This is a genomic window from Dellaglioa sp. CoH-57-MRSF-17 (genome assembly GCF_056782015.1).
The window spans coordinates 1-26,620 of the sequence record NZ_JBXAXY010000007.1; the positions used below are offsets into that span (position 1 = coordinate 1).

31 protein-coding genes, 1 other RNA gene and 1 other annotated feature are annotated in these 26,620 nt (G+C 33.9%); of the genes, 6 read left to right on the forward strand and 26 right to left on the reverse strand.

Going from position 1 to position 26,620, the window contains the following annotated elements; translation table 11 throughout:
- Window positions 1-86: 86 nt before the first annotated feature.
- Complete coding sequence (gene brnQ / locus AC1RPJ_RS06730; RefSeq protein WP_481761912.1) at window positions 87-1,448, reverse strand: branched-chain amino acid transport system II carrier protein; 1,362 nt, start codon at window positions 1,446-1,448, stop codon at window positions 87-89.
- Window positions 1,449-1,543: 95 nt separating this feature from the next.
- Here brnQ and AC1RPJ_RS06735 point away from each other — a divergent pair, with 95 nt between their 5' ends.
- Window positions 1,544-2,521, forward strand: a complete 978-nt coding sequence (locus AC1RPJ_RS06735) for an asparaginase (protein WP_481761911.1) — start codon at window positions 1,544-1,546, stop codon at window positions 2,519-2,521.
- Between the two features lie 61 nt (window positions 2,522-2,582).
- On the opposite strand, the gene AC1RPJ_RS06740 is transcribed toward AC1RPJ_RS06735, so the two are convergent.
- The 13 genes from AC1RPJ_RS06740 to AC1RPJ_RS06800 form a co-directional block, all read right to left on the reverse strand.
- Complete coding sequence (locus AC1RPJ_RS06740; RefSeq protein WP_481761910.1) at window positions 2,583-3,323, reverse strand: acyl-[acyl-carrier-protein] thioesterase; 741 nt, start codon at window positions 3,321-3,323, stop codon at window positions 2,583-2,585.
- 12 nt (window positions 3,324-3,335) lie between these two features.
- The gene (gene rsmI / locus AC1RPJ_RS06745; protein WP_481761909.1) at window positions 3,336-4,217 is read right to left on the reverse strand and encodes a 16S rRNA (cytidine(1402)-2'-O)-methyltransferase; all 882 of its coding nucleotides are present in this window, start codon (window positions 4,215-4,217) and stop codon (window positions 3,336-3,338) included.
- On the reverse strand, window positions 4,214-4,570 hold the full coding sequence (locus AC1RPJ_RS06750) for a DNA replication initiation control protein YabA (protein ID WP_481761908.1): 357 nt from the start codon (window positions 4,568-4,570) through the stop codon (window positions 4,214-4,216). Before AC1RPJ_RS06750 ends, rsmI begins: the two co-directional genes overlap by 4 nt.
- A gap of 22 nt (window positions 4,571-4,592) precedes the next feature.
- Window positions 4,593-5,600, reverse strand: a complete 1,008-nt coding sequence (holB, locus tag AC1RPJ_RS06755; protein WP_481761907.1) for a DNA polymerase III subunit delta' — start codon at window positions 5,598-5,600, stop codon at window positions 4,593-4,595.
- Window positions 5,601-5,612: 12 nt separating this feature from the next.
- The gene (locus AC1RPJ_RS06760; protein WP_409021519.1) at window positions 5,613-5,942 is read right to left on the reverse strand and encodes a cyclic-di-AMP receptor; all 330 of its coding nucleotides are present in this window, start codon (window positions 5,940-5,942) and stop codon (window positions 5,613-5,615) included.
- 19 nt (window positions 5,943-5,961) lie between these two features.
- Window positions 5,962-6,603, reverse strand: a complete 642-nt coding sequence (gene tmk, locus AC1RPJ_RS06765) for a dTMP kinase (RefSeq protein ID WP_481761906.1) — start codon at window positions 6,601-6,603, stop codon at window positions 5,962-5,964.
- 164 nt (window positions 6,604-6,767) lie between these two features.
- Entirely contained in the window at window positions 6,768-7,010 is a 243-nt protein-coding gene (locus AC1RPJ_RS06770) for a YaaL family protein (protein ID WP_481761905.1), read from the reverse strand.
- 18 nt (window positions 7,011-7,028) lie between these two features.
- Window positions 7,029-7,628, reverse strand: coding sequence for a recombination mediator RecR (recR, locus tag AC1RPJ_RS06775; protein ID WP_409021522.1), 600 nt, complete (start codon window positions 7,626-7,628; stop codon window positions 7,029-7,031).
- 27 nt (window positions 7,629-7,655) lie between these two features.
- Window positions 7,656-7,970 carry a YbaB/EbfC family nucleoid-associated protein gene (locus tag AC1RPJ_RS06780; protein WP_409021523.1) on the reverse strand — a complete coding sequence of 105 codons (315 nt, stop codon included), beginning with the start codon at window positions 7,968-7,970 and terminating at the stop codon, window positions 7,656-7,658.
- 17 nt (window positions 7,971-7,987) lie between these two features.
- Entirely contained in the window at window positions 7,988-9,703 is a 1,716-nt protein-coding gene (gene dnaX, locus AC1RPJ_RS06785) for a DNA polymerase III subunit gamma/tau (RefSeq protein WP_481761904.1), read from the reverse strand.
- Between the two features lie 87 nt (window positions 9,704-9,790).
- Window positions 9,791-9,877, reverse strand: an RNA gene (gene ffs / locus AC1RPJ_RS06790) — signal recognition particle sRNA small type.
- A 47-nt stretch (window positions 9,878-9,924) separates the two neighbouring features.
- A complete protein-coding gene (gene tadA / locus AC1RPJ_RS06795; protein ID WP_409021525.1) occupies window positions 9,925-10,419 on the reverse strand; it encodes a tRNA adenosine(34) deaminase TadA in 495 nt (164 codons plus the stop codon).
- Entirely contained in the window at window positions 10,420-11,022 is a 603-nt protein-coding gene (locus tag AC1RPJ_RS06800) for a class I SAM-dependent methyltransferase (RefSeq protein ID WP_481761903.1), read from the reverse strand.
- 213 nt (window positions 11,023-11,235) lie between these two features.
- Here AC1RPJ_RS06800 and nrdH point away from each other — a divergent pair, with 213 nt between their 5' ends.
- The 4 genes from nrdH to nrdF are packed head-to-tail and all read left to right on the forward strand — an operon-like array spanning window position 11,236 to window position 15,009.
- On the forward strand, window positions 11,236-11,466 hold the full coding sequence (nrdH, locus tag AC1RPJ_RS06805; RefSeq protein WP_481761902.1) for a glutaredoxin-like protein NrdH: 231 nt from the start codon (window positions 11,236-11,238) through the stop codon (window positions 11,464-11,466).
- Entirely contained in the window at window positions 11,466-11,846 is a 381-nt protein-coding gene (gene nrdI / locus AC1RPJ_RS06810; protein ID WP_481761901.1) for a class Ib ribonucleoside-diphosphate reductase assembly flavoprotein NrdI, read from the forward strand. The genes nrdH and nrdI overlap by 1 nt, the downstream gene beginning before the upstream one ends.
- Window positions 11,818-13,995 carry a class 1b ribonucleoside-diphosphate reductase subunit alpha gene (gene nrdE, locus AC1RPJ_RS06815; protein WP_481761900.1) on the forward strand — a complete coding sequence of 726 codons (2,178 nt, stop codon included), beginning with the start codon at window positions 11,818-11,820 and terminating at the stop codon, window positions 13,993-13,995. The genes nrdI and nrdE overlap by 29 nt, the downstream gene beginning before the upstream one ends.
- A 21-nt stretch (window positions 13,996-14,016) precedes the next feature.
- Window positions 14,017-15,009, forward strand: a complete 993-nt coding sequence (gene nrdF, locus AC1RPJ_RS06820) for a class 1b ribonucleoside-diphosphate reductase subunit beta (protein WP_409021529.1) — start codon at window positions 14,017-14,019, stop codon at window positions 15,007-15,009.
- 70 nt (window positions 15,010-15,079) lie between these two features.
- On the opposite strand, the gene AC1RPJ_RS06825 is transcribed toward nrdF, so the two are convergent.
- Both AC1RPJ_RS06825 and AC1RPJ_RS06830 read right to left on the reverse strand, forming a co-directional pair.
- Entirely contained in the window at window positions 15,080-15,616 is a 537-nt protein-coding gene (locus tag AC1RPJ_RS06825) for a DUF1648 domain-containing protein (RefSeq protein ID WP_481761899.1), read from the reverse strand.
- Window positions 15,617-15,791: 175 nt separating this feature from the next.
- A complete protein-coding gene (locus AC1RPJ_RS06830; RefSeq protein ID WP_481761898.1) occupies window positions 15,792-17,132 on the reverse strand; it encodes a hemolysin family protein in 1,341 nt (446 codons plus the stop codon).
- 243 nt (window positions 17,133-17,375) lie between these two features.
- Between AC1RPJ_RS06830 and AC1RPJ_RS06835 the strand changes: the two genes are divergently transcribed.
- Complete coding sequence (locus tag AC1RPJ_RS06835) at window positions 17,376-18,014, forward strand: DUF998 domain-containing protein (RefSeq protein WP_481761897.1); 639 nt, start codon at window positions 17,376-17,378, stop codon at window positions 18,012-18,014.
- A 275-nt stretch (window positions 18,015-18,289) separates the two neighbouring features.
- Here AC1RPJ_RS06835 and mprF read toward each other — a convergent pair whose 3' ends face one another.
- From mprF to AC1RPJ_RS06885, 10 genes are all read right to left on the reverse strand, one after another.
- Complete coding sequence (gene mprF / locus AC1RPJ_RS06840) at window positions 18,290-20,899, reverse strand: bifunctional lysylphosphatidylglycerol flippase/synthetase MprF (protein WP_481761896.1); 2,610 nt, start codon at window positions 20,897-20,899, stop codon at window positions 18,290-18,292.
- A gap of 594 nt (window positions 20,900-21,493) precedes the next feature.
- Window positions 21,494-21,862: a 50S ribosomal protein L7/L12 gene (rplL, locus tag AC1RPJ_RS06845; RefSeq protein ID WP_409021534.1), complete on the reverse strand. Its 369-nt coding sequence runs from the start codon at window positions 21,860-21,862 to the stop codon at window positions 21,494-21,496.
- A gap of 69 nt (window positions 21,863-21,931) precedes the next feature.
- Window positions 21,932-22,438 (reverse strand): 50S ribosomal protein L10, encoded by a 507-nt coding sequence (gene rplJ / locus AC1RPJ_RS06850; protein WP_481761895.1) that lies wholly within the window; start codon window positions 22,436-22,438, stop codon window positions 21,932-21,934.
- Window positions 22,439-22,472: 34 nt separating this feature from the next.
- Window positions 22,473-22,588, reverse strand: a sequence feature (ribosomal protein L10 leader region).
- A gap of 63 nt (window positions 22,589-22,651) precedes the next feature.
- Window positions 22,652-23,335: a 50S ribosomal protein L1 gene (rplA, locus tag AC1RPJ_RS06855; protein WP_409021536.1), complete on the reverse strand. Its 684-nt coding sequence runs from the start codon at window positions 23,333-23,335 to the stop codon at window positions 22,652-22,654.
- Window positions 23,336-23,440: 105 nt separating this feature from the next.
- Window positions 23,441-23,866, reverse strand: a complete 426-nt coding sequence (rplK, locus tag AC1RPJ_RS06860; protein WP_409021537.1) for a 50S ribosomal protein L11 — start codon at window positions 23,864-23,866, stop codon at window positions 23,441-23,443.
- 114 nt (window positions 23,867-23,980) lie between these two features.
- Window positions 23,981-24,838, reverse strand: a complete 858-nt coding sequence (locus AC1RPJ_RS06865; protein WP_481761894.1) for an alpha/beta hydrolase — start codon at window positions 24,836-24,838, stop codon at window positions 23,981-23,983.
- Between the two features lie 32 nt (window positions 24,839-24,870).
- On the reverse strand, window positions 24,871-25,422 hold the full coding sequence (gene nusG, locus AC1RPJ_RS06870; protein ID WP_409022813.1) for a transcription termination/antitermination protein NusG: 552 nt from the start codon (window positions 25,420-25,422) through the stop codon (window positions 24,871-24,873).
- Window positions 25,423-25,537: 115 nt separating this feature from the next.
- On the reverse strand, window positions 25,538-25,717 hold the full coding sequence (secE, locus tag AC1RPJ_RS06875) for a preprotein translocase subunit SecE (RefSeq protein ID WP_057974232.1): 180 nt from the start codon (window positions 25,715-25,717) through the stop codon (window positions 25,538-25,540).
- A 10-nt stretch (window positions 25,718-25,727) separates the two neighbouring features.
- Entirely contained in the window at window positions 25,728-25,877 is a 150-nt protein-coding gene (rpmG, locus tag AC1RPJ_RS06880) for a 50S ribosomal protein L33 (RefSeq protein ID WP_057974231.1), read from the reverse strand.
- A 121-nt stretch (window positions 25,878-25,998) separates the two neighbouring features.
- Complete coding sequence (locus AC1RPJ_RS06885; RefSeq protein ID WP_481761893.1) at window positions 25,999-26,607, reverse strand: RNA polymerase sigma factor; 609 nt, start codon at window positions 26,605-26,607, stop codon at window positions 25,999-26,001.
- Window positions 26,608-26,620 lie beyond the last annotated feature (13 nt).

A 26,620-nucleotide genomic window follows, 5' to 3' on the forward strand; every position in this document is an offset into this window, starting at 1 on the left:
TGTCTCCGATTGAATATCGAAAACATACCGACCAGATGATCGCTTAATATTTACTCCAACTTTTGGGGTTCACTTCATGTTTCTTTTTAATTTATTTTCTTTTCACGAATCATAAAAATTAGTCCCATAAGTAATCCTAACGCAGCAGGAACTATCCAACTTAAGCCAATATTAAACAGTGGTAAATAATGATTTGCAAATGCTAACATATTTTTAGCAAAAGCTAAATTTTTAATTGAAATTGGCATCGCGTTTAGTCCATCAAAAATGGCACTAAAAAGCGTTAAAACGGTTAACCATTTGTAGATAATGCTGACTTTTAAGTCATACTTATTTAAAGTAGGTTCTAAACAGGCAGCAATCATCAATACAATAGCAAGTGGGTAAAGCAACATCAAAACTGGTGTTGATAATGTAATTAATTGATCTAACCCAACGTTGGCAATTAAACAACTAATCACACAACCAAGTGTTAAATACAATTTATAGCTACCATGACCAATAATTTCAACACATGTTTTAGCACATGCGCTAGTCACGCCAATTGCCGTTTTAATACAAGCAACAACAATAATTGCAGCAAGAAAGAAACTTCCGAATTGTCCAAAATAACGTTGAGCAACTTGAGCTAAAATAGCACCACCATTACCAGAATGTGGAAATACACCCAGACTCGTTGCCCCAAGATAGGCCAAGCATGTATAGATGATTCCCATCAAAATAACACTGATACTACCAGAATAGATAATCCCTTTAGTAATTGATTTAGGATTCGTAATACCTAAATCTTTAATTGTATCCACAATGATAATACCAAAAGCCAAACCAGCGAGTGCATCCATAGTGTAATATCCTTGCCCAAAAGCAGACATAAAAGCACCATTCTTGTAAGAACTTGTTGCGGGGAAATCTGAAAAATTACCCATTGGCTTAATAAATACAAATAACAATAAAATAGCCAACGCACATAAAAATATGGGATTTAAATACTTACCAACATAGACTAATATCTTGGTTGGTTTAACTGCCAAAAGCCAAACTATTGTGAAGAATAAAATTGAAAATAATAATAGCCATACTGAATGTTGGCTGGCTTTAATATGTGGTGCAATTCCAATTTCAAACGGAATAGTTGCTGATCTTGGACCTGCAAATAGCGGTCCAATAGTTAGGTAGAGCAACATTGTGAAAATTATGCCATACGTTCGATTAACCTTAGAGGCTAAATCGAAAACTCCCCTACTTTTAGACAATCCAATAGCAATTACACCTAAAAAAGGTAACCCAACACCAGCAATTAGAAAGCCTAAATTACCTATCCACAGGTTTTGTCCGGATTGTTGACCTACAAAGACTGGAAAAATTAAATTTCCCGCGCCAAAAAATAAACCGAATAACATTGAGCTAATAAATAAATACTCATTCTTACTTAATTGTTTTTCTTTCATTCTCATAACCACCTTATCTGTTCATATACAGTAACAAATTCATAGTCAAAGTACAATATAATATGTATAATCTAAGTGTCAGCAAGGAGGAAAATATGAAAAAAATATTAATTTTACACACTGGTGGTACAATCGCCATGTCTGAAAATCAAGAAACAGGCGCAGTTGCACCTGGTGCAGAAAACCCTTTAAACCAAGTTGAAAATCCATTTGGTGATCGTTTCGATTTAATCACTGAAAATATTTTTAACTTACCATCCCCACATATTGGCCCCATAGAGATGCTAATTATTCAAAAAAGAATTATGCGTGCATCCGCGGAAGCGATTGATGGTATTGTTATTACTCACGGTACGGATACATTAGAAGAAACTGCTTATTTTTTAGATCTTACATTACCGAACCATCTACCTGTCGTTTTAACAGGTGCTATGCGTTCCGCAAATGAAATAGGCTCAGATGGCTTACACAATTTTCAAACAGCCATCTTAACTGCAGCAAGTGATGATGCAGTTGATAAAGGTGTCTTAGTTGTTATGAATGATGAAATTCATACAGCACGCTATGTAACAAAAACACATACAACAAATGTCGCAACTTTTAGAACACCAACGTTTGGCCCAATTGGTAGTATCGCTAAAGATAACGTGACCTTTTTTGCCGAATTGCTAAGCCAGACTTGCTTAGCAATCGACAAAGTTGTTGATCATGTTTATTTAATTAAGGCTTATGCTGGAATGGATGCTGATTTACTTGGTTTTCTTAATAATGACCAAACGAACGGTATTGTCATTGAAGCTCTTGGTGCAGGAAATCTTCCCCCACAAGTTTTAGCTAATCTTCAAAAATTAATTGATCGCGATATTCCAGTTGTAATTGTTTCACGTTGCTTTAATGGCGTGGCACAAGATGTTTACGACTATGAAGGTGGTGGCGTTCAATTGAAAAAAATGGGCGGCATCTTCTGTCGTGGCTTAAATGGTCAAAAAGCAAGAATCAAACTATTGGTTGGATTAAGTGCTGGTCTTGAAAAAGAAGAACTCTCGATTTATGTCGCAGATGCTTTATCATAAAAATATAAAAAATGCTCTGAGTAACTGGATAGACTTCCAGTTACTCAGAGCATTTTTTATTCTAACGTTTCGTCCACTCACAGTCAGCTTCACAATAAACATCATCACCAATTTTAATCTGGTGATGTGTCGTTAAGTTATCAATAACAACGATACTATCTATCTTATGACCATAGTGAATTTCTTTTTCATATTTAATATTCATATGTTTCAAATCATGTGACATTAAAAAGTCTTCTGACAATGAATCTAATAACCAATCAAAATATTTTGAATTGTTTACATGTTGATTTGGATCAATATCAAAGAATCGAACGTCATATGATTTTTTAGCAGCTATTGTATCTTCTTTCATGATACCAACTGGTTTCTCCAAACGCTCAATTCTTCGTGTATATTCAGCACCAAAAGGTTCAATAACTTCTGGCAATACACGAGTCATTTTACGTGTTTTATGATCCATTAAAACAAATACAGCATGAATATGTGCACACTCATTACCTGCTTCATCATGAACCCAGAAATCTCGGTAACAGAAGAAACGATTGTACGAAACAGCCTCAGTAGTTAATGTTAAATTCTCATCAATATGTGGTATTCTCGAAATATCAATAAGATATTGTGTAATAACCCAACCAAAGCCCAAATTTGTTAAATCTTTTTCAGTAATTCCTAAGCTATCACTTTGGTCTGTTGAAACCAAAATAATCATGTTAATTAGCATTGCTACTGTCACACGCCCACTTTTATCGCCTTCATAGTAAACCGCACGATGTAGCTCACTAAATTTATTATCTGCCAATATGTTCACTCCTTAAATCTGATGATACAGATTATAAACTTCTTGTTTTTTCATCTCTTGTTTCTTAGCAATCTCTTTTATCGCATCATTAGTTTTCATACCTGTTTCAATCAAATAATCAACTTGTTCTTCAATTGACATATTAGCCAGATGATCAACTTCCGTTGCTTCTGGCGAATCATTTCCCTCAACAATTACACAAAATTCTCCACGGACTTGCTCAGTGCCAGCCCATTTGATAGCATCATCCAGTGTTCCACGCAAGAATTCTTCATAACGTTTAGTTAATTCTCGGCATAGTACAACTTTACGCTGACCACCAAGGCTAGCAGCTATTTGTGTTAATGTTTTTTTCAAGCGATGTGGTGCTTCATAAAAAATAAGCGTCATTGTTTGATTTTTCAACTCAGCTAATTCTTCTTTTTGACTCTTAGGTTTTCGCGATAAAAAACCATAGAATAAGAACGGTTGTGGCGCTAATCCAGAAGCTATTAATGCAGTGATCCCGGCATTTGCCCCAGGAAGTGGCACAACTGGAATCTTAGCTTCAATACATGCTTTAACAAGATCATGCCCAGGATCACTAATTGATGGCATTCCTGCATCACTTACTTGTGCGATTGATTGACCAGCCAATATTTTATCAACAAATTGCGGAATACGTTCTTGCGTATTATGTTCATGAAAACTCAATTGACTTGTTTCAATTTCAAAATGATTTAATAATTTTTGTGTGTTTCGTGTATCTTCGGCTGCTATATAGTCAACCTCTTTTAAAATATCAATCGCTCTAAACGTCATATCAGATAAATTACCAATTGGTGTCGGTACTAAATATAATGACCCAGTTGTCCCTTTACCTTGAAAACTGCTTTGTGCTGCTATTTCACTCATACTTCGCGCTCCCCATAAATTAAATCTAAACAGAAAGCACAAGGTTCATCATCGACTCGACGTGATCCGTACATCCCTTCAATATTACAAATATGAAAACCTTGATCATATAATTTTTCTAAGTTTTGACGTGATTTTGACAGATTTGCATCGGAAGATTCATTAAAATTCTTAGACGTTTGTCGTTCTATTTCACTTAATCGTTCTCTCAAATGTTGGTTTTCAATCTCCAATTCAGCGTTATTTTCAAGAACACCAGTCATATCAGATTTTATTGTTTCAAAACTCGATAACATTTTTTTCATTTCTTCCTCGATAGCTATAAAATTATCATATAGTTGACGCTTATCCACAAAATCACCTTCATTTCATATTTTATAAATCTATTAATTTTAACGTTGTTACTTCAATTGCACTTTGAAATGTCATATTTATTTGGAGCATCGTTTTAATTTGTAAACAACCATCTAATATAGCAACTAACTTTTTATCACTAATCATTTGAGTTATTTTATCAATTTCAGTTAAACGATTAGAAAAACTCACTTGTTCCTTACGATTATAACGGACAAGTAAACAATCACGCGCTAACAGTACCATTAAATCAACCATCAATGCCTGTTGTTGTTTTTCTTTTGCGAGTGGCACTAGTTTTGTTTGTACCAAAATGAAACTTTCAGCATCATTTTTCAATAATTTACTGAACCAATTCCAAACTTGATTTGTCATTTCAGTAAAATTCTCATCTTGTGCTAATGCTACAGCATGGCTTGTACTCTCAGTTACATGAACAAGTAACTGAGCCTGATCTTTCAAGATACCTTGATTTAATAAATTTTGAATCAATTTTTCTTGAGAGAGTGCGACAAAATTAACCAGTTGGCACCGTGATTGAATAGTTGGCAAAATTTGATTTTTATTTTCTGTTAATAAGAAAGCTTTCACATTTCCAACAGGCTCTTCTAAAAATTTAAGTAAACTGTTCGCAGCACTAGCTGTCATACTCTCAGCTTTTTCAATTATAAAAATCTTTTGGCTACCTTCAACACCACTTTTTGAAAATTCTGATTTCAAAAATCGAATTTGATCAACTTTAATTGACTGGCCTTCAGGCTTAACACTCACGATATCAGGGTGATTACCTGATAGAATTCGTTGACATTCACCACATACACCGCAAGGCTTTTGATCCTCGTCAGCAGTACAAAAGAGTCGCATTGCAATCCATTGTGCTAGTTCAACCTTACCAATACCTTCTGGTCCGGAAAATAGATAAGCATGGGCTAACTTATTTGTTATTATCAATTTTTCAAAATGTTCAATTAATTTTGGCTGTAATTCTTGAATTTTAATATTACTGGTTTCATCAGCTAATTCTGTCATTACTATTTACTCCTAAAATTGATGAAACTCTTCTACTGGTAAGACAAATACTGTTGCACCACCAACCTGAACTTCTAATGGAAATGGTACTTGTGCATCCATTGAAACATCTAAGTTAACAGGGGGGGCCATAAATTGTTCACGCGTTGATGATGTCTCTTTAATGATTTGTAATACCTCATCAACACGTTCATCTTCAATACCAATTAAAAAGGTTGTATTACCAGACTTTAAAAAACCACCAGTTGTTGATAGTTTTGTTGCACGGACATTTGAATCTATAAATATATTGCTTAATCGGTTACTATCTTTATCTTGAACAATCGCTGTAATTAATTTCATTTGAATTCCCTCATTTCATTTATTTAAAAGACTCGGGTAATTTTTTCTTCAGAACGTCAATACAATCGTCAATTACTTTTTCCAAAGGTTGCGCCGCATTAATGGTTATAATACGTTCTGGATTTTTCACTGCTAATTGTTGGTATGCTTTGCGTACTTTTTGATGGAACTCTAACTTTTCATCATCTAAACGATTTATTTCATTTTGACGATGCTCAAAAATTCGTTTTAATCCAATTTCTGATGGTACGTCAAAGTATAAAGTTAAATCAGGTTCTGTTCCATTTGTTGCAAATAGGTTCATATCAGCAACCGCTTGCGTTCCGATATCTCTACCAGCACCTTGGTAAGCAATTGAACTATCAACATAACGATCACATATTACAATTTTATCTTCCTTAAGTGCTGGGAAAATTATTTCTGCGATATGCTGACGTCTTGATGCTGCAAACAATAATGCTTCAGTTCGTTTATCCATCTCTGGATAATCTTGATTTAAGACAACTTCACGAATGGCTTCAGATATCGGACTTCCACCTGGTTCACGTGTTATAACTAATTCTTTTACCAAGTTATTTTGTATCTTTTTTATAATACCTTTTAAGGCACTCGTTTTGCCGGACCCATCTGGTCCTTCAATCGTTATAAATTTTCCAGTCACATTAACGACCCCAATACTTATTATTATTGTACTTGAATCTTAAAAACCTGTCCATAAGATAAACCTACTATTAGTATACTATCTCTTATTTAATAAATCTAATCAGCATTTCACAAAAAAACGCCAAGACAAGTTAGGCGAATTGTCTCAACGTTCTTTCTAATTTAATGTGTGATTACTGAAGCCTGCATATGCCCTTTAACTGAACGAACACGCGCTTCATTATAGAGAAAGAAATATCTTTTTCTTGCCATCTGTGTTTCATTAATTAATTCTTCATCAACTTCGTAAATGGCCTCTTCAGTTTGTTTGGCTTGATCCCATGCTATTTTAGCGAGATCAATTGACTCTAGCAACTTAGCGTCATACTCTTTACGTAATTTAAGTTTTGTTTTTTTATTAAACATTACACCGTCAGCTCATTTCTATATTTCAGTACGTCCTTCAATCGCTTTAAACAACGTCATTTCATCTGCGTACTCAATATCGCTACCTACAGATAGTCCATGGGCTAATCTTGTCACTTTAATTCCAGCCGGTTTAATCAATCTCGATAAATACATTGACGTTGCTTCACCTTCTGGCGTTGCATTTGTCGCAATAATAACTTCCTGCATATCGGGATGCGATTGAAGACGTGTTAATAAACTTGTGATATTAATATCTTCCGGCCCTTTACCTTCAATTGGTGATAATACACCATGAAGCACGTGATACAAGCCGTGATACTCTTTCATTTTTTCTAAAGACATCACATCTTTAGGTTCTTCTACAACAATAACTTTGGTTTGATCACGTGATGAATCAGAACAAATCTGACAAGGATCTTCTTCAGTAATATTGCCACAGATACTACAATAATGTAGGTCTCGTTTGGCAGATATTAGTGATTTAGCAAAATCGGTGACATCATCTTCATCCATATCAATTGTAAAAAAAGCTAATCTTGTAGCAGTTTTACCACCAATACCTGGTAATTTCATATAACTTTCAATCAATTTTGCGATAGGTTCAGGATATTGCATTTTCTTTAGCCTTCTTTAATTTTAAGTTTATAGTCCAGGCATCCCTTGAGAATATTTACCCAATTTATCAGTTGTTGTTTTTTCAATTTTTGTCATAGCATCATTAACAGCCATAATAATTAAATCTTGTAACATATCAACATCATCAGGATCGACTGCTTCTTCTTTAATCATGATATCAGTCATTTTTTTGTCCCCTGTAAAGGTTACCTTAACTAAATCATTTGAAGCTTCGCCAACAAATTCAGTTGCATTCAAAGCCTCTTGGTCTTTTGTCATATCTTTTTGTAATTTTTGCATTTGTTTCATCATACCTTGCATATTACCATTTCCACGCATCATTATTAATTACTTCCTTTCTAATCCTGTTTAATTTCTATATTTTCTGTTCCAAAAATTTCTTCAGCTTTTGAAACAATTGGTTCTACTACTTCAGGTTCTGGCTCAATAATTGTTTCAGTTCCCTCGTGCTCATTTTGTTTAATGTAAGATTTTCGGACTTCTGGCCATTGCTCTGCTGTAATACAGACCACCTTAGGGACATGATGTAATAATCGATCTAACCCATTACCTAAAGCATCGAGTAACTCTGTATCACTTGAAGCTTTGACAGACAAGAATTCGTAATTAAAACTAACAAGTACACTGTCAGGACTAGCCGCAACCGGTTCACTAGCTTGCATAATCGCACGTTGTGTAACTGAAAGTTGATGCAACAACTCTGGCCAAACCTGTTTTAATTGTACCAAACTTTCTTTTGTTGCGTGATCTAAAATAGGATAAATTTGAGATAAATTTAATGTTGCTTTTTTTTGAGTAGAGGCAACTTTTTTAGGCTTAGCTATTACTGCCACTTGCGGTTGATTATCATTCTGACTTAAATCAATTATTTGCTTTTTCAAGTCTTCAACTGTTTTAGTTAAATTATTAATTTGTTTAGATGCATCTGAACTTAATTCTGATTGAGTCGTCTCCGCAATCGTATCAGAGGTATTAAATTGTGATAATCGAATTGTTAATACTTCTAAATAAACATCTGGATGTGTTGTAAATCGCATTTGTTGTTGAATTTCATTTAAAACATTTATCATTTGGTATAAGAAATCAGCAGAAATAGTCTGTGATAAGTTTTTAAAATCATCATTAACCATCCCTAATTCTAGTTGATTAATAAGTGCTGGTGCTTGCTGATATAATAGTAAATCACGACTATAGGCAATTAAATCTTCGATTAATCTAGTTGAATCTTTACCTTCGTCTATAATTGCTTGTATCGTTTCTAATGCCTCAGTAGTCGCTTTTTGACTAACTTCCGTGACGTAATTCTGTATTTTATCCTGTGTTACACTACCGGTTACTAACAAAGCATTATCCAAAGTCACCTTGTTATCACCGAATGAAATGACCTGATCTAAAATACTCAAAGCATCCCGCATTCCACCTTCAGCTGCTTTAGCGATAACTTTAAGCGCTGGTTCTTCATATTCAATTCCTTTTTCAGACAAAATATAAACCATTCGTTCATAACTGTCAGCTGGCGTAATACGCTTGAAATCAAATTTCTGAGTTCTAGAAATAATGGTTGCTGGAATCTTATGTGGTTCCGTTGTAGCAAGAATAAAAATAACATTTTCAGGTGGTTCTTCAAGCGTCTTCAAGAGTGCATTAAAAGCACCCGTAGATAGCATATGAACTTCATCAATAATATAGATTTTAAAATCAGCTTGTGTGGGTGCATACTTTACTTTGTCACGGATATCACGAATTTCTTCAACCCCATTATTAGAAGCGGCATCAATTTCGATAACATCGTTTAATTGACCATTCGTAATAGCGATACATGTCTCACATTTGTTACATGGTTCGCCATTTTCCTGGAAGTGACAATTAACTGCCTTAGCAAAAATTTTAGCTGCGGACGTTTTACCTGTTCCACGTGGACCATTAAAAATGTATGCATGACTTGTTTGTTGTGTCATAATTGCATTTTTCAACGTCTGCGTAATCATGTTTTGTCCAACTAAATCACTAAATTTTTGTGGACGCCAGACACGGTATAAAGCTTGGTAACTCATCACAATCTCTCCTTTCAAAATCTATAAATAGCTTTTTAAATAAAAAAATCTCTCAGCCATTTCTGACTAAGAGTCTTAAATAATCATAATTACTTAAGGCACAAAGTGAATCAAACTTAGTGCTGCTTCCTTCCGGATCTGACACAATTCGTAAGCACACTATTGCCTTAAGGCCTTGCGGCAATTATTATAATACATTAAATTCCAACAAAAAGCTACCTTTATGATTGCTTTTTTTCTTTTCTTTTACGACGAACTTCTCTAAAGAATGATTGGAGTAGGTCTTTGGCTTCATCTAATAATAATCCAGATTCTACTTTTGCTTGATGATTAAATCGTTCATCCGTTAATAAGTTCCCAATGCTGCCTGCAGTTCCTGCTTTAGGATCAAATGCACCAAAGTAAACTTCGGGGATTCTTGAATTGATAATCGCACCACTACACATTGGGCATGGTTCTAGTGTTACGAATAATTGCGCATCTACAAGACGCCAGCTATGAATCGTAGCACAGGCTTCTTGGATGGCTAAAATTTCAGCGTGAAGGGTTGCATCTTGCACGTGTTCACGAATATTATGGCCTCGTCCAATAATCTCACCATTTTGTACAACAACACAGCCAATTGGTACTTCACCAATAATTTTTGCATTTCTTGCTTCATATAAAGCTTCGCGCATAAAAAATTCTTTTTGTTCTTCAGTTAATTTTTCTACCATTTACTTCACACTCATTAAAATATAGTAACCTTTATCTTTTAAAATAATGTCACAATTACCAAAAACTTCAGTCATTCTCTTTTGAGCCGAACTTGCCCCTTGTTTCTTTTGTAATACAGCAAACAATTGTCCGCCAACTTTTAAATGGTCGAATGCGCCACTTAAAATTTCATGAACGACCTCTTTGCCTGCTCTAATAGGCGGGTTTGTAAGAATTGCAGCATAATCTGTCTTTTTTACATGACTGTATGCGGCAGATTCAAAAACTTCTATATTATTAATTTTATTGATTACCGCGTTCTTCTTTGCTAATTCTAATGCTAATTCGTTTACATCTGTCATGTCTATTTTTCGTTCTGGTTGATTCTTGGCTATAGCAAGTCCTATTGGACCGTATCCACATCCAACATCTAAAATATTTCCCGGAATTATTTTTTGTTGCTCAACTGCATTTAATAAAACTCTTGAACCAAAATCGACTGTTTTTTTTGAAAATACACCATTATCTGTGGTAAACTTAAACTCGTTGTTCAACAGTTTAAATGTCCATTCTTTTTCATCATGAATAACATCTGGATTTTTCGAAAAATAATAATTCGTCATATTTTTACCTACTTTCTCAATAGTTTCTATAATACGGAGAAAATCGAATTTTCGCAATCAAAATTTAATATAAACAATCCAAGACCTTGAACACTACATCTTGTGTGATGCAACTTAAAATCACACTAAATGTAGTGTTTTTTTCAATTGATTTTTGGATTATGTGTTGTATACTTATCTTATTAAACAAAACAACAAAGGGGAATTTATATAATGAAAAAAGTTACTGTATTTACAAAAAACAACTGCATCCAATGCAAAATGACAAAACGTTTTTTAGAAGAAAACAACGTCGACTTTGATGAACGTAACATTTCCGAAGACGATAACGCAATCGATTACTTGAAAGGCCAAGGTTTCCAAGCTGTTCCTGTTATAGAAGCTACTGGATTCGATACAATCGCAGGATTTCGTCCTGATATGCTTAAAAAGTTGGCAGTCTAATGAAAATTGTTTTCTTTAGCATTACTGGACAAACACGACGCTTCATCAATAAAATTGGCTATCCTTCATTTGAAATCGATCCAACAAACCCGCTTATTGAATTAAATGAACCCTATATTTTAATTGTTCCAACTTATGAAATTGGGCTCACTGAATCGGTCAACGACTTTATTGAATATCAATCAAATAGAGAAAATATACTGGGTGTTGTTGGCGGTGGGAACCGCAACTTCGCCCAACTTTTTATTTTTACAGCCAAAGATATCGCAACCGACTATCACGTCCCATTATTATATGAATTTGAATTCAATGGCACTGAAGAAGATGTAATCAATATGAAGAAAGTAGTTGATGAAATTGACATTAAAAACGTTAAATAGTGATAAAGTCACTTATTATGATTTAAATAATGAAATTAATATTCCCGTAGACGGTCAAATCCCACTTCAAAAAGATCAAGAAGCCTTAACCGCCTTTTTGAAAGAAAATGTTGCTGAAAATACAATGCAATTTGATTCATTAAAAGCACGTTTTGATTATTTAATTGACAACAACTATATTGAAACTGATTTTTATAATAAATATGACTTCTCATTTATAGAGGAGCTCTACGCTTATTTAGCAGCTCAAAAATTCCATTTCGGTACATTTATGGCTGCCTACAAATTTTATGCTCAATACGCACTTAAAACTGATAATAATGCCTATTACCTTGAAAATTATATTGATCGTGTTGCAATGAACGTTCTTTACTTTGCTGATGGTAATACAGAACTAGCTATGAATTTAGCTGACGAAATGATTCATCAACGTTACCAACCTGCTACACCTAGTTTCTTAAATGCCGGTCGTAAACGTCGTGGAGAATTAGTTTCTTGCTTCCTAATTCAAATTACTGATGATATGAATGGTATTGGACGTGGCATTAACTCAGCACTTCAATTATCTCGAATTGGTGGTGGTGTTGGTATTACGCTCAGTAATTTACGTGGCGCAGGTGCACCAATTAAAGGGATTGAGGGCGCTGCTTCTGGTGTTCTACCCGTTATGAAATTATTAGAAGATAGTTTTTCATATTCTAACCAACTAGGACAGCGTCAAGGTGCTGGAGTTGTCTATTTAGACGTCTTCCATCCAGATATTGTTGCTTTCCTGTCAGCTAAAAAAGAAAATGCTGATGAAAAAATCCGTGTTAAAACTTTATCACTAGGCATCACTGTACCTGATAAATTTTACGAACTCATTAAAGATAATGCAACGATGTATCTTTTCGATCCCTACGGTGTTGAAAGAGAATATGGAGTCCCTTATTCCTATGTTGATATCACAAAAGAATATGACAATATGGTTGCCAATAAAAATATTAGTAAAAAAACGATTCTTGCCCGCGAATTAGAAACTGAAATTTCTAAGCTGCAACAAGAGTCAGGCTATCCTTATATTGTCAATGTTGATACAGCAAATCGCGCAAACCCAATTGATGGTAAAATCATTATGAGTAATCTTTGTTCAGAAATCATGCAGGTTCAGACACCATCAACTGTGAATAATGCACAAGGCTACGATGTTATGGGGACTGATATTTCATGTAACTTAGGCTCAACTAACATTGTTAATATGATGGCTTCTCCAGATTTTGGCCGTTCAGTTGATTCAATGGTTCGCGCTTTAACTTTTGTAACTGATAGTTCAGATATTGATGTTGTGCCTCCTATTCAACATGGAAATAACTTAGCGCATACCATCGGTTTAGGTGCAATGGGCTTACATGCCTACTTCGCTAAAAACCATATGCATTATGGTTCAGAAGACTCAATCGATTTCACTAGTGTTTATTTTATGATGCTTAACTATTACTCATTAAAATCATCAAATGCTATCGCTAAAGAAAAAAATGAAACATTCCATAACTTTGAAAAAAGTACTTATGCAACTGGTACCTACTTTGATAAGTATCTTAACGAAGATTGGGGCCCTACTTCTGATAAAGTTGCTGCCTTATTTGATGGCATCGACATCCCTAATCAAGAAGATTGGGCGACTTTGAAAGCTAATATTCAAACTGACGGTCTTTATCATCAAAATAGATTGGCTGTTGCACCTAATGGCTCTATTTCATATATTAACGATACTACTGCCAGTCTTCACCCAATTATTAACCGAATCGAAGAGCGTCAAGAAAAGAAAATTGGAAAGATTTACTATCCAGCTCCTTACCTTTCAAATGACACGATTCCATACTATACTTCTGCATACGACATGGATATGCGTAAAGTTATTGACGTTTACGCTGCTGCACAGGAACATATCGATCAATCACTTAGTTTAACTTTATTCATGCGTTCAACGATTCCTGAAGGCCTCTACGAATGGAAAAATGGTCGGACAGATAAAATGACAACACGTGACTTAAACATTTTGCGTAATTATGCGTATAATAAAGGTATTAAGTCAATTTACTACATCAGAACCTTTACTGATGATCAAGAAGAAGTTGGCGCAAACGCTTGTGAGAGTTGTGTTATCTAAACTGTAACGGAGGAAAGTTAAATGAATAATGATAGTTACAAAGCAATTAATTGGAACGAAGTTGAAGATCAAGTTGATAAAGCAACTTGGGAAAAACTAACAGAACAATTTTGGTTAGATACACGTATCCCCCTTTCAAATGATTTAGATGATTGGCGTACACTGAGTCCTGCAGAAAAAACATTAGTTGGTCATGATTTTGGTGGGCTAACATTGTTGGATACGGTGCAATCACAAGATGGGATGGAAGCGTTGCGTCATGATACACGGACTGCCCACGAAGAAGCTGTTTTAAATAATATTCAATTTATGGAATCGGTTCATGCTAAAAGTTATTCATCAATTTTTTCAACGTTGAATACAGCTTCAGAGATTACTGAAATTTTCGAATGGACAGACAAAAACGAATTTTTACAAAAAAAAGCACAACGTATTAATGGTATTTACCAAAACGGGTCACCATTGGAGAAAAAAGTTGCTTCTGTTTTTCTTGAAACGTTCTTATTCTACTCTGGTTTCTATACGCCACTTTACTATTTAGGCCATAACAAACTGGCAAACGTTGCTGAAATTATTAAATTAATTTTACGTGATGAATCTGTTCATGGTACCTTCATTGGCTATAAATTCCAATTAGGATTCAACGAACTTTCTGAAGAAGAACAAGGTAAAATGAAGACCTGGATGTATGACCTTCTGTTTGAATTATATGAAAACGAAGAAAAATATACCCATGAACTTTATGATGAAGTTGGTTGGACTGAAGAAGTTTTAACCTTCTTACGTTACAATGCCAACAAAGCTCTAATGAATTTAGGCCAAGATCCTTTGTTCCCTGATACAGCTTCTGATGTTAATCCTGTTGTCATGAACGGAATTTCAACATCAACATCTAATCATGATTTCTTCTCTCAAGTTGGTAATGGCTACTTACTTGGTAGTGTGGAATCAATGGATGATTCAGATTATGAAATTGGTGAAAGCGGCCAAATGAAACGTCGTCCTAAACGTTAGAAAAAAATCCTTACTATCAGCCTAAAAACTGATAGTAAGGATTTTTTATTTAACAGTTTTAACTTTACAATTACAGTAACATTCCCACTATTCCCGCACAAAGTATCAATATTCCTATAATGACCATCCATACACCTGATAAACGATTTAATTTCTCACGATGACTAGAATCCTGCGTTATTTTCTTCATCCTAAAGTTGGTATATTTATTAGGAACCGTTTTAGGCGCATAGTTTCCTAAGATGATCAGCAATGTTCCCACTATCAGTGCAACACTGCTAATAATATTAACCTGATGTCCCAACGCGGTAGCAAATATCATTGTTGCTAAAAGTATTGATAAGATTGGCGTAATCCAAATTAAAGCTGTATCTAGTTTCTTATTTTGACGATTAGTGTTATCTATTACCATTATCACCACATTGATTAAAATCATCAATAATGGGAACCCAATAATAACTAGATTTTTATCACCATACTGATCAATATTACCACCTATATTCCAGTGAATCGGAATTTTATTGGGTAATTTGTGATACAAAACTACTCCCATAATCATTGGAACAAATCCAAATAAGATGGCGCTGATATTCCTTTTATTTTTCATAATTGTCTCCTCCTACCAGATATTGTGACCATTTTAAATAATTCGAAATAGTCGTTTGATTCAAATTAATATGGTTACTACTTTTACCAATTGGCAAGCTATAATCCTTACCAGTAATGTAGTAAAAAAAATAGCATTTAGAGCTAATTAAAAACTAACCCTAAATACTATTTTTTTAAGCGTTCACTTTGTTAATCACTCTTTTATCTGTTGGTAAAACAGTTACTTCAAATTCTGAAATATAAGCATTTTCATAGTCCAATGCCTTAATATTAAAATTAGCAATTTTCATTTCATCATTAGCTCGAAATTTTGAGTCATTATTAAGCACAAATCCAGTAAGCGTCACCGCTTCACTTTCTTCCGTTTCTTTAAGCGTTGTATCAAAATATCTTTCAAAATCATATAATGTCACTTTACCTGAAACTTTAAATTTATTGTTTCCCATATCTACTATATTATCGTCATTCGTATCATCAAATTCTTCTCTAACAACACCAAATAATTCTTCATAGATATCTTTATCTGTAACAATCCCTGAAGTCCCACCATACTCATTAACGACGATAACGATTGGTGTTCTCTTAGATACCATAACATCCATAATACTATGAACTTCAGCATTTTCTTGAACGGCCGGAATATCACGCATAATTGTTGAAATCAAATTTGTCTTATCAATTTTTTCCTGTCGCAATAAATCATAACTATAAACGTACCCGATAACTTTATCTTTATCATTGTTAGCAATAACTGGGAACCTTGAATATCTAGTTCTCCAATATAAATTAACAACGTTTCTAATTGAATCGTCTACGTCTACTGCAACCATCGATGTTCGGTCAATCATGATATCTTCTGCCACTTTATCATTCATATCAAATGCTCGTCGCATGAATGTTAAATCTTCTTCATCAAGTTCACCAGCATTTGCGGATAATCGAGATAATGAGAGAATTTCAGTTTGCGAATAAATATCTTCTTCATTTTCAACTTCATAACCTAACAAATGCGTAATCCAATTTGCTGAACGATCTAAAATCCAAATTAATGGGTATAACACAATATGGAAAAACATAATAGGACGGACAATAAATAATAATACTGGCAATGGATCTGCAATTGCAATATTTTTAGGTACTAAATCAGTAAAAACAGCATGAATAACAGTAAAAATAAGAATTGCAGCAACCGATGCAATAGCATTTGCCATAGCCGCGGGTAATATATTTGATTGTATAATCGCATCTGCTATTGTTTTTTCACCAATCCAACCTAAAATCAAACTAGTTGAAGTGATTCCAACTTGGGCCGTTGACAGATACTCCGTTAGGTTCTCCGTCATATGAATAGCCCGCTTAATATTTTTAAGCGGCTTTTTCCCATACATATCTTTCAATGCACTAATACGGACACGAACCAACGCATACTCAGTCAGTGTAAATAACACAGACAAAAGTAATATTGCGATAATAACAATTACATTCACTAAATAATTTTCCGGACCAGAATCCAAGGTAACACCCTACTTTCAATTTGTTGTAATTTCTTAACTTCCATTATATCAAAAATATTGTTCATAAACTAGTTAACACTTTATCATTATATCTAAAATAAGGCTATCTAAATCGATATATCTTGGTATTATCTTAATTATAATTAAGAAGTGTCATTTTTAATTAGCCTTTTCGTAAACAACTATTACTTAAATAAGTTATAATAAAATTATCATATAAATAATTAGAATTGGGGATCTATAATGAATTTTTTAAAGAAATATGGTTTTTATTTAATGGCACTTGCCGTTATAAGTGAGTGGATTTTGCCTTTAGCATTAGCACCATTTGTACCTGGTTATTTGCAATTCACTAATTTAATTAGTGATTTTGGGGAAGTTGGCGTTCCAACTCATATGGCATTTAAAGTTTGGGAAGTTATAAATGGACTTCTTTTCTTACTTTCAGCACCAGCTTTCTATGAATATTTTAAAGGTACGTCAAAAAAATTAGCCAGCTGGTTTACCGCTATGTTAATTATTTTTAGTATGACCGATTGTCTTTTAACAGGAATTTTCGATCGTGCACTCACATCAAATACACAAAGCATTACGGGTATGATCCACAATTATTCGTCAGGCATTGGCGACACCGCTCTTTTGATTAGTATGTTTTTTTTATTAAAACTCTATCAAAAGCAAGGTAAAAAACTAATTACAACCCTTTTATTAGTTGCCTTTATTATTTCACTAGGAATTCAATTTTTATTTGTTTATCCAAGAATTATGCCAGATTCACAATTTAAAATTCCTTATCGTGGTTTGTGGCAACGTTTAAATTTATGGTTACTCTATATGCCATTTTTATTAATCTCTATCAAAAATATGTTTAAAAAAAGATAATACTAATTAATGAAATGCCTCACAATTATTAGACATAAGTCTAGTAATTGTGAGGCATTTTTATATCTAAATAATCGAGTAAGAAAGCAATCATCATACGCAGTTTCCAGACTAAAAGTACGTTAAATTAACTATTTGTTCACTACATTTAGAGTTTCTTTTGCTTCATAACAAACGTATTTCTTGCAAATTAAAAGACATAATTCCGATATTTTACCGGAATTATGTCTTGGTGTCTCAAATAATATATATCTCTACCCTTTTAATATACTATATTATCTAATATTCTTTATTAAAAACTTCATTATAGGGCTAGGCATTCTATCCTTTTTATCTACTGATTTTTTTTGATTTACAACTGCTAAAATCTGTAATAACGTAAAGGCAATCGAACTACGTTTCCTAAATGAAATATATTTTGGCTGCCATTTAGTTACATATTTATTTTTATACTTCTTTAGTCCCTGGAAACCATAAAAATGATACCCATATTCATAAATTAAATGAGCTATTTTTTCTTCCGCAAAACTAAATTTAGATTCACCTACATTCGACAATGGTGCCATACCCATATCGAATAATTCATAGCCGCCTTCTTTTGCTTGTTGAAAAAGGCTAATAAAGATTTTATCCATAATACCAGATGGCGCTTCTTCTCTACTATATCTCATCAAATCAATCGATAAGACCCTATTATTTCCGGTTGGCATCATTGTCGCAAAGGCAACCTTATGTCCCTCAGAATCATTAATAATAGCAATAGGCGCTTGATTAAGATAATATTCATCGAAAAATCCTAAAGAAAATCCTTTTTCAGCTTGTCCATTCAGCCAACTATCAGATATTTTTTTCAATTCTTGAATAGTTTCCTTTGAATAAGGGGGCTCGATCATTGCAAATGTATAGTTTTCTCGTTCAAATTTATTCATTAAAGCACGTTCAGAACGTCTTTTTTTACCAGCCAATTCAAATTCAGCTACTCTAACAAAACCTTCTTCACCCGTTTTAATGAAATCAAATCCAACTTCATGTAACATCATTGTTAACTTCGCATCAACTTCATAAAAAACTAATTCTAATCCTTCAATATCTGCGTCAACAATAAATTGATTAATTGCTTCACGAATAAACTCATGATTACCAACAGGTTCACCCATAACCACTAATTTATTCGATTTTTTTTGATAAAGGAAAAATACTTCGTCCTGTCCATCATTTTGATAGAAATAAACATTTTTATCCTTTAAAAATGAAAGATGACTGACTTCATTACCACCATAAGTATCAATTACATTTTTAACACGATCTGCTGGAAAATCTTGCTTACCAAATCGTTTATCCTTACCAGATAAGTACGTAAATGCAATCCATAACACCACAACTGCAGAAAGTAAACCTAGGAATCCTGATAGCCATATCTTTTCTGAAGGAAATAAGAATACATCTGGAACTTTACCCTTAAAGTGGAATTCTGGCATGTTATAGAATCCTACGATTGTGTATAAAATGAATGTTCCAGCAAATATACTTCCATCAATTAATAAACGGCCCCATGAATATTCAAATCTTTCACGATAAAATATTGGTTTAGATAATAGTGCACAAATGAGAATGATAGTTAAGAAAATAAGTATTGTTACTGAGAAATCATGCCACAATGTATTAGCAATACCCACGACAACAAAGATAATCATTGGCCAATAGACACGTTTAACTTTAGATTCAATACCTCGACCAATCCCAATCATTAAGAATGCAAGTATAATATTACTCATTTGATGAATGAAATAAAAGGTATAAGGATATAAGTAATTAATAATTGGATTAGTAAATGTAAATTCTGGAACCGTTGAAGCAAGTAATAAGATGATACCTGTCATATAGAAAAATAACACAAGTATAAAATGTGCTACTCTACTGAGTAAGATAACTGGTAGTCCATTTAAGTACTCATTAAGACGATGTCCTGAATCTTTAACGAATAATAATACCCCCACTAAGAATGGGAATATATAATAAAATAATCGATAAAACAATAACCAGATAACAGCTGTGCTATCCTGTACACCTAATGTTTGTAACCCTAAAATCATAAAGACATCAAAAGAACCTAACCCACCCGGAATCATTGAAATAACACCGATAATTGATGCGATAATAAATAACGGGAAGACAGCAACTAAATTAGATGTATCAACATTCATCATAAATCCGATATAAATGAAAAATAAACCAGCAGATCCCCATTCTAAGGAAGAGCCAAGTATTAACGTTAGTTCACGACCTAATGTTAAATCTGCAAAAAATTCTGAATCTCTTGTCTTTGTAATAATAAAAACAATTGGAAAATATAGGCCACCTAATAACAACCAGACCCAATACTGTCCGAATTGTGGTCCAATATTTAATCCAAAAATCATGAATAAAGAAACCCAACAATATAGTGATAGACCCGCAACTAAAAATAATGCTATTTTTGATATAGCAAATAGCACCTGTTTTTTAGACGCATTTTTACTATAAAAATTAGCTCTAAGTGATGCACCTAGTAGGCCACCAAATCCTGCTATGTTAGTCATTGTATTCGTTATCCAACCGCTTTGAAGAATGTATCGCCAAGAATACTTTTCTGGTAAAAATTTAACCATGACAAAATCATAAATCATCATCGGAAGGACAGCAATAAATCCAATTACCAACATTAATATAATGGATTTTACTGACTGTGATTCAAAACTTTGCTGAACTTGTTCACCATTTATATCCTTAAATATTTGTCCAACTTGGATAATAACAAAAATTAAAACTGATAAAACAAATAAAAGCTTAATTGCTGTTAATCTTTTTTTAATAAATTCATTACACGTACTAATTATTTTTTTCATTTTTTGAATCCCCCGATTTATTTTTTGTTACTTATACTCCCCCCGGAATATATAATACTATTTTTTCTTTTGTTCTACGTAACCTTCATTTCACAATAAAGTCTATATCGTTAATAAAATTAATGTAGTCTATGTAAAATTTGGTATAAAATAACTAACATCACCATAAAAATAATTTGCTTCGATCTAGTTACTATTTCTAAATTAACTCTTTTATCTACATACTAACTAATTTTAAATAAGCGCTGGTGATCATGCCAAACTGTGGACATTAATAAATAACTAATGATGTATATAGAAAAAGTTTAACATTAATTAATAATTCGACGAATTTCTAATTTTAAAGAGATTTCAAACGCTAATATTGGAATAGTTATCGCTATCCTTTAAATAGACGCTTCTAATTATGTTCGTTTATAGCTTACCCCCTCTACATTTTGTCCATTTTATTCAATATTTTTTCAGATATATGTTTATTTAAATACCTTACCACGATTTATTAACATAACCAAACATTTTGCAAAAAAATAGCACGATGATTTCCAATAAATTGGAAATCATCGTGCTTAAAATTATTCAAAAATAAAAATATTATTATTTGAGAGTAACTACTGCGCCAACTTCTTCTAAAGAAGCTTTCATTGCTTCAGCTTCGTCTTTAGAAATACCTTCTTTGATAACTGATGGAATGTTATCAACTAAACCTTTAGCGTCTTTAAGGCCTAAACCTGTAATTTCGCGAACGGCTTTGATAGCTTTAACTTTTTGGTCGCCAGCTTCTGTTAATTCAACAGTAAATTCTGATTTTTCAGCAGCAGCTTCGCCAGCACCAGCGCCAGCAGCAGCTACAGGAGCAGCAGCTGAAACACCGAATTCTTCTTCGATTGCTTTAACTAAGTCGTTTAAATCTAAAATGCTTGCTTCTTTTAAATCAGCAATGATTTTTTCTGTATCTAATGACATGTGTGTATCCTCCATTTTATGTGTACGATTTTGTGTGTACCTTTAGGTACCGATCATAGATGCTAAGTATTAAGCAGCAGGTTCTTCGTCTTTACTTTCTGCAACAGCGTTAATTGCATAAGCAACGTTGCGAACAGGTGCTTGTAATACTGAAAGTAACATTGAAAGTAAGCCATCACGACTAGGTAATGTAGCAAGAGCGTTAATTTCTTCTAACGTTGCAACTTTACCTTCAATGACACCACCTTTAATGCTAAGTGCTTCAGCAGTCTTAGCAAAATTAGCCATAATACGTGCAGGTGCAACAACATCTTCGCTAGAAAATGCGACTGCAGTAGGTCCAGAAAATACTTCTTCCATACCTTCATACCCTGCTTTTTCAGCAGCACGTACTAAAATCTTGTTTTTGATAACTTTCATTTCAACGCCTGCTTCGCGTAATTCCTTACGTAATGCAGTCACTTGTTCAACCGTTAAACCACGGTAATCCACAACAACTGCAGATGCAGCGTTATTGAATTTTTCAGTTACTTCATCCACAATTAATGCTTTTTGTGCGATAAATTCTTTACTCATAATTGATTCACCTCCTGTAGTCGTGTCAGAGCTTTTTTACAATAAAAAAACTCCGTGTCCACCAAGACACAGAGAGAGTAATACTTCACTCCTCGGCAGGTAAATTAAGGCTTGCGCCACCTGAGTCTTCGGTAGAATCATAAATTAATTGACTTCCATAAATTTAACACAGTTAGATATATGGGTCAACTAAAGAAATTTAATTATCTAATATTAGTTTTGAGCCAAGTTTAAGCTTGGACCAAATGTTGTAGCAACAGATAAATGTTTGATATAGCCACCCTTAACTGATGATGGGCGAGCTTTAACAATAACATCGTTGATAACATCAAAGTTACCAATTAATGCTGCATCATCAAATGATACTTTACCAATTGGAACATGAACATTTCCATCTCTATCAGTACGGTAAGTTACCTTGCCGGCTTTAGATTCTGAAACTGCTTTTTCAACGTCCATTGTAACAGTACCTGTTTTAGGATTAGGCATTAAACCTTTAGGTCCTAAGACACGGCCTAAACGTCCAACTTGGGCCATCATATCTGGTGTTGCAATAGCAACATCAAAATCTAACCAGCCACCAGAAATACGTTCAACCAAGTCATCATCACCAACAACGTCAGCGCCGGCTGCAAGTGCAGCTTTAGCTTTATCGCCTTTAGCGAATACAACAACAGTTTGGTCTTTACCAGTACCATTTGGAAGTACAACAGCCCCACGTAATTGTTGGTCTGCTTGTTTTGTATCTAAGTTTAAGTTGTAAGCAAGTTCAATTGTAGCGTCAAACTTAGCAAAGTCCATTTTCTTAGCTAATGCGATTGCATCAGTAATTGAATAGTTTTTACCTTCTTCAACTTGTTTTAAAGCGTCTTGATAATTTTTACCTTTTTTAGCCATCTTGAATTTTCCTCCTTGCAATATGTGGTCTAACGGATAAACCTCCCACTTGATACATCTATTTTCATAGAGTATCCGACCGAGAAGCGTGTTTGTAGTTAGGAATTAACCTTCTACAACGAATCCCATGCTTCGTGCAGTTCCTTCGATCATGCGCATTGCAGATTCAACACCTGAAGCGTTTAGATCTTGCATTTTAGTTTCAGCGATTTGTTGAACTTGAGCACTAGTTACTGTTGCAACTTTTTTAGTGTTAGGTTCGCCAGAACCACTTTCAACGCCTGCAGCTTTCTTTAAAAGAACTGCTGCGGGTGGTGTTTTTGTAACGAAATCGAATGAACGATCTTCGTAAACACTAATTACAACGGGAATTAACATACCAGCTTGGTCAGCTGTACGTGCATTGAATTCCTTTGTAAAGCCCATGATATTAATACCAGCTTGTCCTAATGCAGGACCAACCGGTGGAGCAGGAGTTGCTTTCCCTGCTGGAATTTGTAATTTAACGACGTTTGCTACTGTTTTAGCCACGTGACATACCTCCTTGTAAAATCCGTGCGTGGTAAATGGAGATATAAATTTCTCCTCCCACTGTATGCAGAACATACTAATATAATATAACACCCAGATGGGTTCCACGCAATCTTATTTATGCTTTTTCCATAAAAATGTGTAAATTGATTCATCAACTCGTTTATTTTCATGTAATAATCTGTGTGCTGCTCTTCGACCGCTCACAATAAGTTCCTGATAATTAAGCTGATTTTCAACTAAATAGCGAAGTGATAAAACACTATTAATGGAAACAGCGCCATCATTGCCATTTTTCAAATCGCCAGCAATATTTAAAAATTGTAAATTCTCCGGTAGATGCTGCATTGCCTTTTCAAAATACTGGTAGAGTGAAGTCGTTTCCACTGGACCTTTATCAGTTAAAAATAAATCTTCAATGATAGGCGTATTTTGTGCTACATTATGATCATTGTATGGTGCACCAATTGAAATGGCATGTGCCACCATTGGGACATCAGTCATATCTCTGTATTCTGTCATATAGCGTAATATACTGACACTACCCATTGAATGCCCAACAAAATCGACCTTTTCAATGGCATAAGCGCCATATAAAAATTGCATAATATAATGTAACCATAAGCTTTGTTTTTCAACAGGAGCTATATTATTTTTAAATAAAACTTGAATGAATGGTTGCGCAGATCTTAATTGACCTTCAACATGTAAACTACCATTATCATCAACTATGATAACCATATCTTTACGACCATAGCCTGCTCGTTCAAAACGGGCAATCATTGGGCCAAAAGAAAGTCGATTACCACTATAACCGTGAACAAATAGTGTTGGGGTCATCTTGTCGCTAGGTACAATTGGATCAGAGGCATCAATTGAAACATGCCCTAATCGTCTAAATTTATTCCCAATGAAAAAACTTGTGCCTGCTCCTAGACCTAACAAGCCTATCTTCAAAAGTCCCTTAGTCATTAAATCACCTTCTACTTTTGTGAGTTATCACCCTAGCCTAATAATTTATCTACTTGATCAAAGTTCAATTCTGTACTTGTTTCACGACCAAACATATCAATATCAACTTTAAGTTTTAATTTTTCATTATCAATTTCCGTTACTTTACCGATAAGGTTAGCAAATGCACCTTCAATAATTGTGACAGATTCACCAATTTCAATGTCCAATTCTTGATGACGAGCACTCATACCCAAACGACGAAGAATCAATTCTACTTCTTCAGGTAATAGTGGTGCTGGTTTACTTCCGGCCCCATGAGAACCAACGAACCCAGTTACGCCTGGTGTATTACGAACAACATACCATGATTCATCTGACATACCCATCTCAACTAAAACATATCCAGGGAATGTTTTCTTCATATCTGTTTTTTCTTTACCATTTTTAACTTCACGTTCTTCTTCTTCAGGAACAACTACACGGAAAATAAAATCTTCCATACCCATTGATTGTGCACGTGATTCAATATTTGTTTTAACTTTATTTTCGTAACCAGAGTAAGTATGTAAGACATACCAACTTTTTTCGATTGATTCCATTATATATATCTCTCCTTAAATTATCAGCTTCATTTTTCTCAAACAAAAAAAACTCCGCATCAACGAAGTTTTCTCACTTGTGTCATTATATCAAAACATCAGTTAAATAGCTATTCTTCTATGAAAATAGGGTTAAGAATGCAGAAGCACCTGAATCAACAATCCAGAAGAAAATCGCAAACATAATTGCAGTTACAACAACAGTTGTTGTATCACGACGTAGTTCCTTACCTGTTGGCCAAGTTGTTGCTTTAATTTCTACGATAACACTTTTAAGAAATGCATTAATTTTTCTCATAACTATCCCCCTATTTTGTTTCACGATGTAACGTATGTTTATTACAATATTTACAAAATTTATTTACTTCTAAGCGTTCGGTTCTGCTCGGTTTTGCAGCTACAATATAATTTCGTGAGCCACAAACGATACAAGCCAATGCTACTTTTCTTTGTGCCATGACTTTTTCTCCTTAATGTAAAGTTAACTAACGCTAACTTCGACTAACATTTTTAAAGAATACACTCATTTTACATTAAAAGAAAGAAAAAAGGAACCACCCTCTTTTCTTTCTTTCCTAATTATCGATTTTCTTTAAAAAATAACCCAAGCTTACTCTTACACCTTGAGATAGATCCTAATACCTTTTTCATATCGCACTCTAAAATAAGCGCAATTTCTTCTGGCTTTTTCATTTGATAATAAAGTAAAACAAAAGTACTTCTTTCTAACTCTGACAATTTCAATTCAAAATCATCCAATTTTTCTTGAAGGATAATTCTGTCATCTGCCAATATCTCACAATAAAACGAAGGCCGTTCACATTCACCATAAGTTTCTTCATATCGTTCCAAAGAATGCGAGTTCGCATCAGACAGCCTTTTAGTCGCTGATTGTTTGCGAATTAAACTAAAAATACAATTCGATAGACTGGTTTTAAAATACTGTCCAAACGTAATTCCTTTGTTCGGTTGGTAATTTTTTAATGCTTTAAAACAAACAGCTCTAGCCTCTTGTAAAAAATCTTCAGTATCCCATAATTTTAGATAGTATTTACGAATCATCGAATAAACCATTGGACGATATCGTTCAAATAACGGTTCAAATTTATGTTCTGCACCTAATTTAATTTGGCAAATCAATTGAAAATCTGTTTCGTTTTCAGTACTCCGGTAAGTTTCATCTAACAAGTAGACTCTCCAT

What these genes read in the sequence shown, in the direction of transcription:
- AC1RPJ_RS06865 (WP_481761894.1), bottom strand. Translation starts at nt 24,838, where the DNA reads ATGACTAAGGGACTTTTGAAGATAGGCTTGTTAGGTCTAGGAGCAGGC.
- holB (WP_481761907.1), bottom strand. Translation starts at nt 5,600, where the DNA reads ATGACAGAATTAGCTGATGAAACCAGTAATATTAAAATTCAAGAATTA.
- dnaX (WP_481761904.1), bottom strand. Translation starts at nt 9,703, where the DNA reads ATGAGTTACCAAGCTTTATACCGTGTCTGGCGTCCACAAAAATTTAGT.
- rplJ (WP_481761895.1), bottom strand. Translation starts at nt 22,438, where the DNA reads ATGAGTAAAGAATTTATCGCACAAAAAGCATTAATTGTGGATGAAGTA.
- mprF (WP_481761896.1), bottom strand. Translation starts at nt 20,899, where the DNA reads ATGAAAAAAATAATTAGTACGTGTAATGAATTTATTAAAAAAAGATTA.
- nrdH (WP_481761902.1), top strand. Translation starts at nt 11,236, where the DNA reads ATGAAAAAAGTTACTGTATTTACAAAAAACAACTGCATCCAATGCAAA.
- AC1RPJ_RS06800 (WP_481761903.1), bottom strand. Translation starts at nt 11,022, where the DNA reads ATGACGAATTATTATTTTTCGAAAAATCCAGATGTTATTCATGATGAA.
- AC1RPJ_RS06780 (WP_409021523.1), bottom strand. Translation starts at nt 7,970, where the DNA reads ATGATGCGTGGAAATGGTAATATGCAAGGTATGATGAAACAAATGCAA.
- AC1RPJ_RS06835 (WP_481761897.1), top strand. Translation starts at nt 17,376, where the DNA reads ATGAATTTTTTAAAGAAATATGGTTTTTATTTAATGGCACTTGCCGTT.
- brnQ (WP_481761912.1), bottom strand. Translation starts at nt 1,448, where the DNA reads ATGAAAGAAAAACAATTAAGTAAGAATGAGTATTTATTTATTAGCTCA.
- rplL (WP_409021534.1), bottom strand. Translation starts at nt 21,862, where the DNA reads ATGTCATTAGATACAGAAAAAATCATTGCTGATTTAAAAGAAGCAAGC.
- nrdE (WP_481761900.1), top strand. Translation starts at nt 11,818, where the DNA reads ATGAAATTGACATTAAAAACGTTAAATAGTGATAAAGTCACTTATTAT.
- rsmI (WP_481761909.1), bottom strand. Translation starts at nt 4,217, where the DNA reads ATGAGTGAAATAGCAGCACAAAGCAGTTTTCAAGGTAAAGGGACAACT.
- AC1RPJ_RS06760 (WP_409021519.1), bottom strand. Translation starts at nt 5,942, where the DNA reads ATGAAATTAATTACAGCGATTGTTCAAGATAAAGATAGTAACCGATTA.
- recR (WP_409021522.1), bottom strand. Translation starts at nt 7,628, where the DNA reads ATGCAATATCCTGAACCTATCGCAAAATTGATTGAAAGTTATATGAAA.
- rpmG (WP_057974231.1), bottom strand. Translation starts at nt 25,877, where the DNA reads ATGGCACAAAGAAAAGTAGCATTGGCTTGTATCGTTTGTGGCTCACGA.
- nrdF (WP_409021529.1), top strand. Translation starts at nt 14,017, where the DNA reads ATGAATAATGATAGTTACAAAGCAATTAATTGGAACGAAGTTGAAGAT.
- AC1RPJ_RS06735 (WP_481761911.1), top strand. Translation starts at nt 1,544, where the DNA reads ATGAAAAAAATATTAATTTTACACACTGGTGGTACAATCGCCATGTCT.
- nrdI (WP_481761901.1), top strand. Translation starts at nt 11,466, where the DNA reads ATGAAAATTGTTTTCTTTAGCATTACTGGACAAACACGACGCTTCATC.
- tadA (WP_409021525.1), bottom strand. Translation starts at nt 10,419, where the DNA reads ATGGTAGAAAAATTAACTGAAGAACAAAAAGAATTTTTTATGCGCGAA.
- AC1RPJ_RS06770 (WP_481761905.1), bottom strand. Translation starts at nt 7,010, where the DNA reads ATGTTTAATAAAAAAACAAAACTTAAATTACGTAAAGAGTATGACGCT.
- secE (WP_057974232.1), bottom strand. Translation starts at nt 25,717, where the DNA reads ATGAGAAAAATTAATGCATTTCTTAAAAGTGTTATCGTAGAAATTAAA.
- rplA (WP_409021536.1), bottom strand. Translation starts at nt 23,335, where the DNA reads ATGGCTAAAAAAGGTAAAAATTATCAAGACGCTTTAAAACAAGTTGAA.
- AC1RPJ_RS06825 (WP_481761899.1), bottom strand. Translation starts at nt 15,616, where the DNA reads ATGAAAAATAAAAGGAATATCAGCGCCATCTTATTTGGATTTGTTCCA.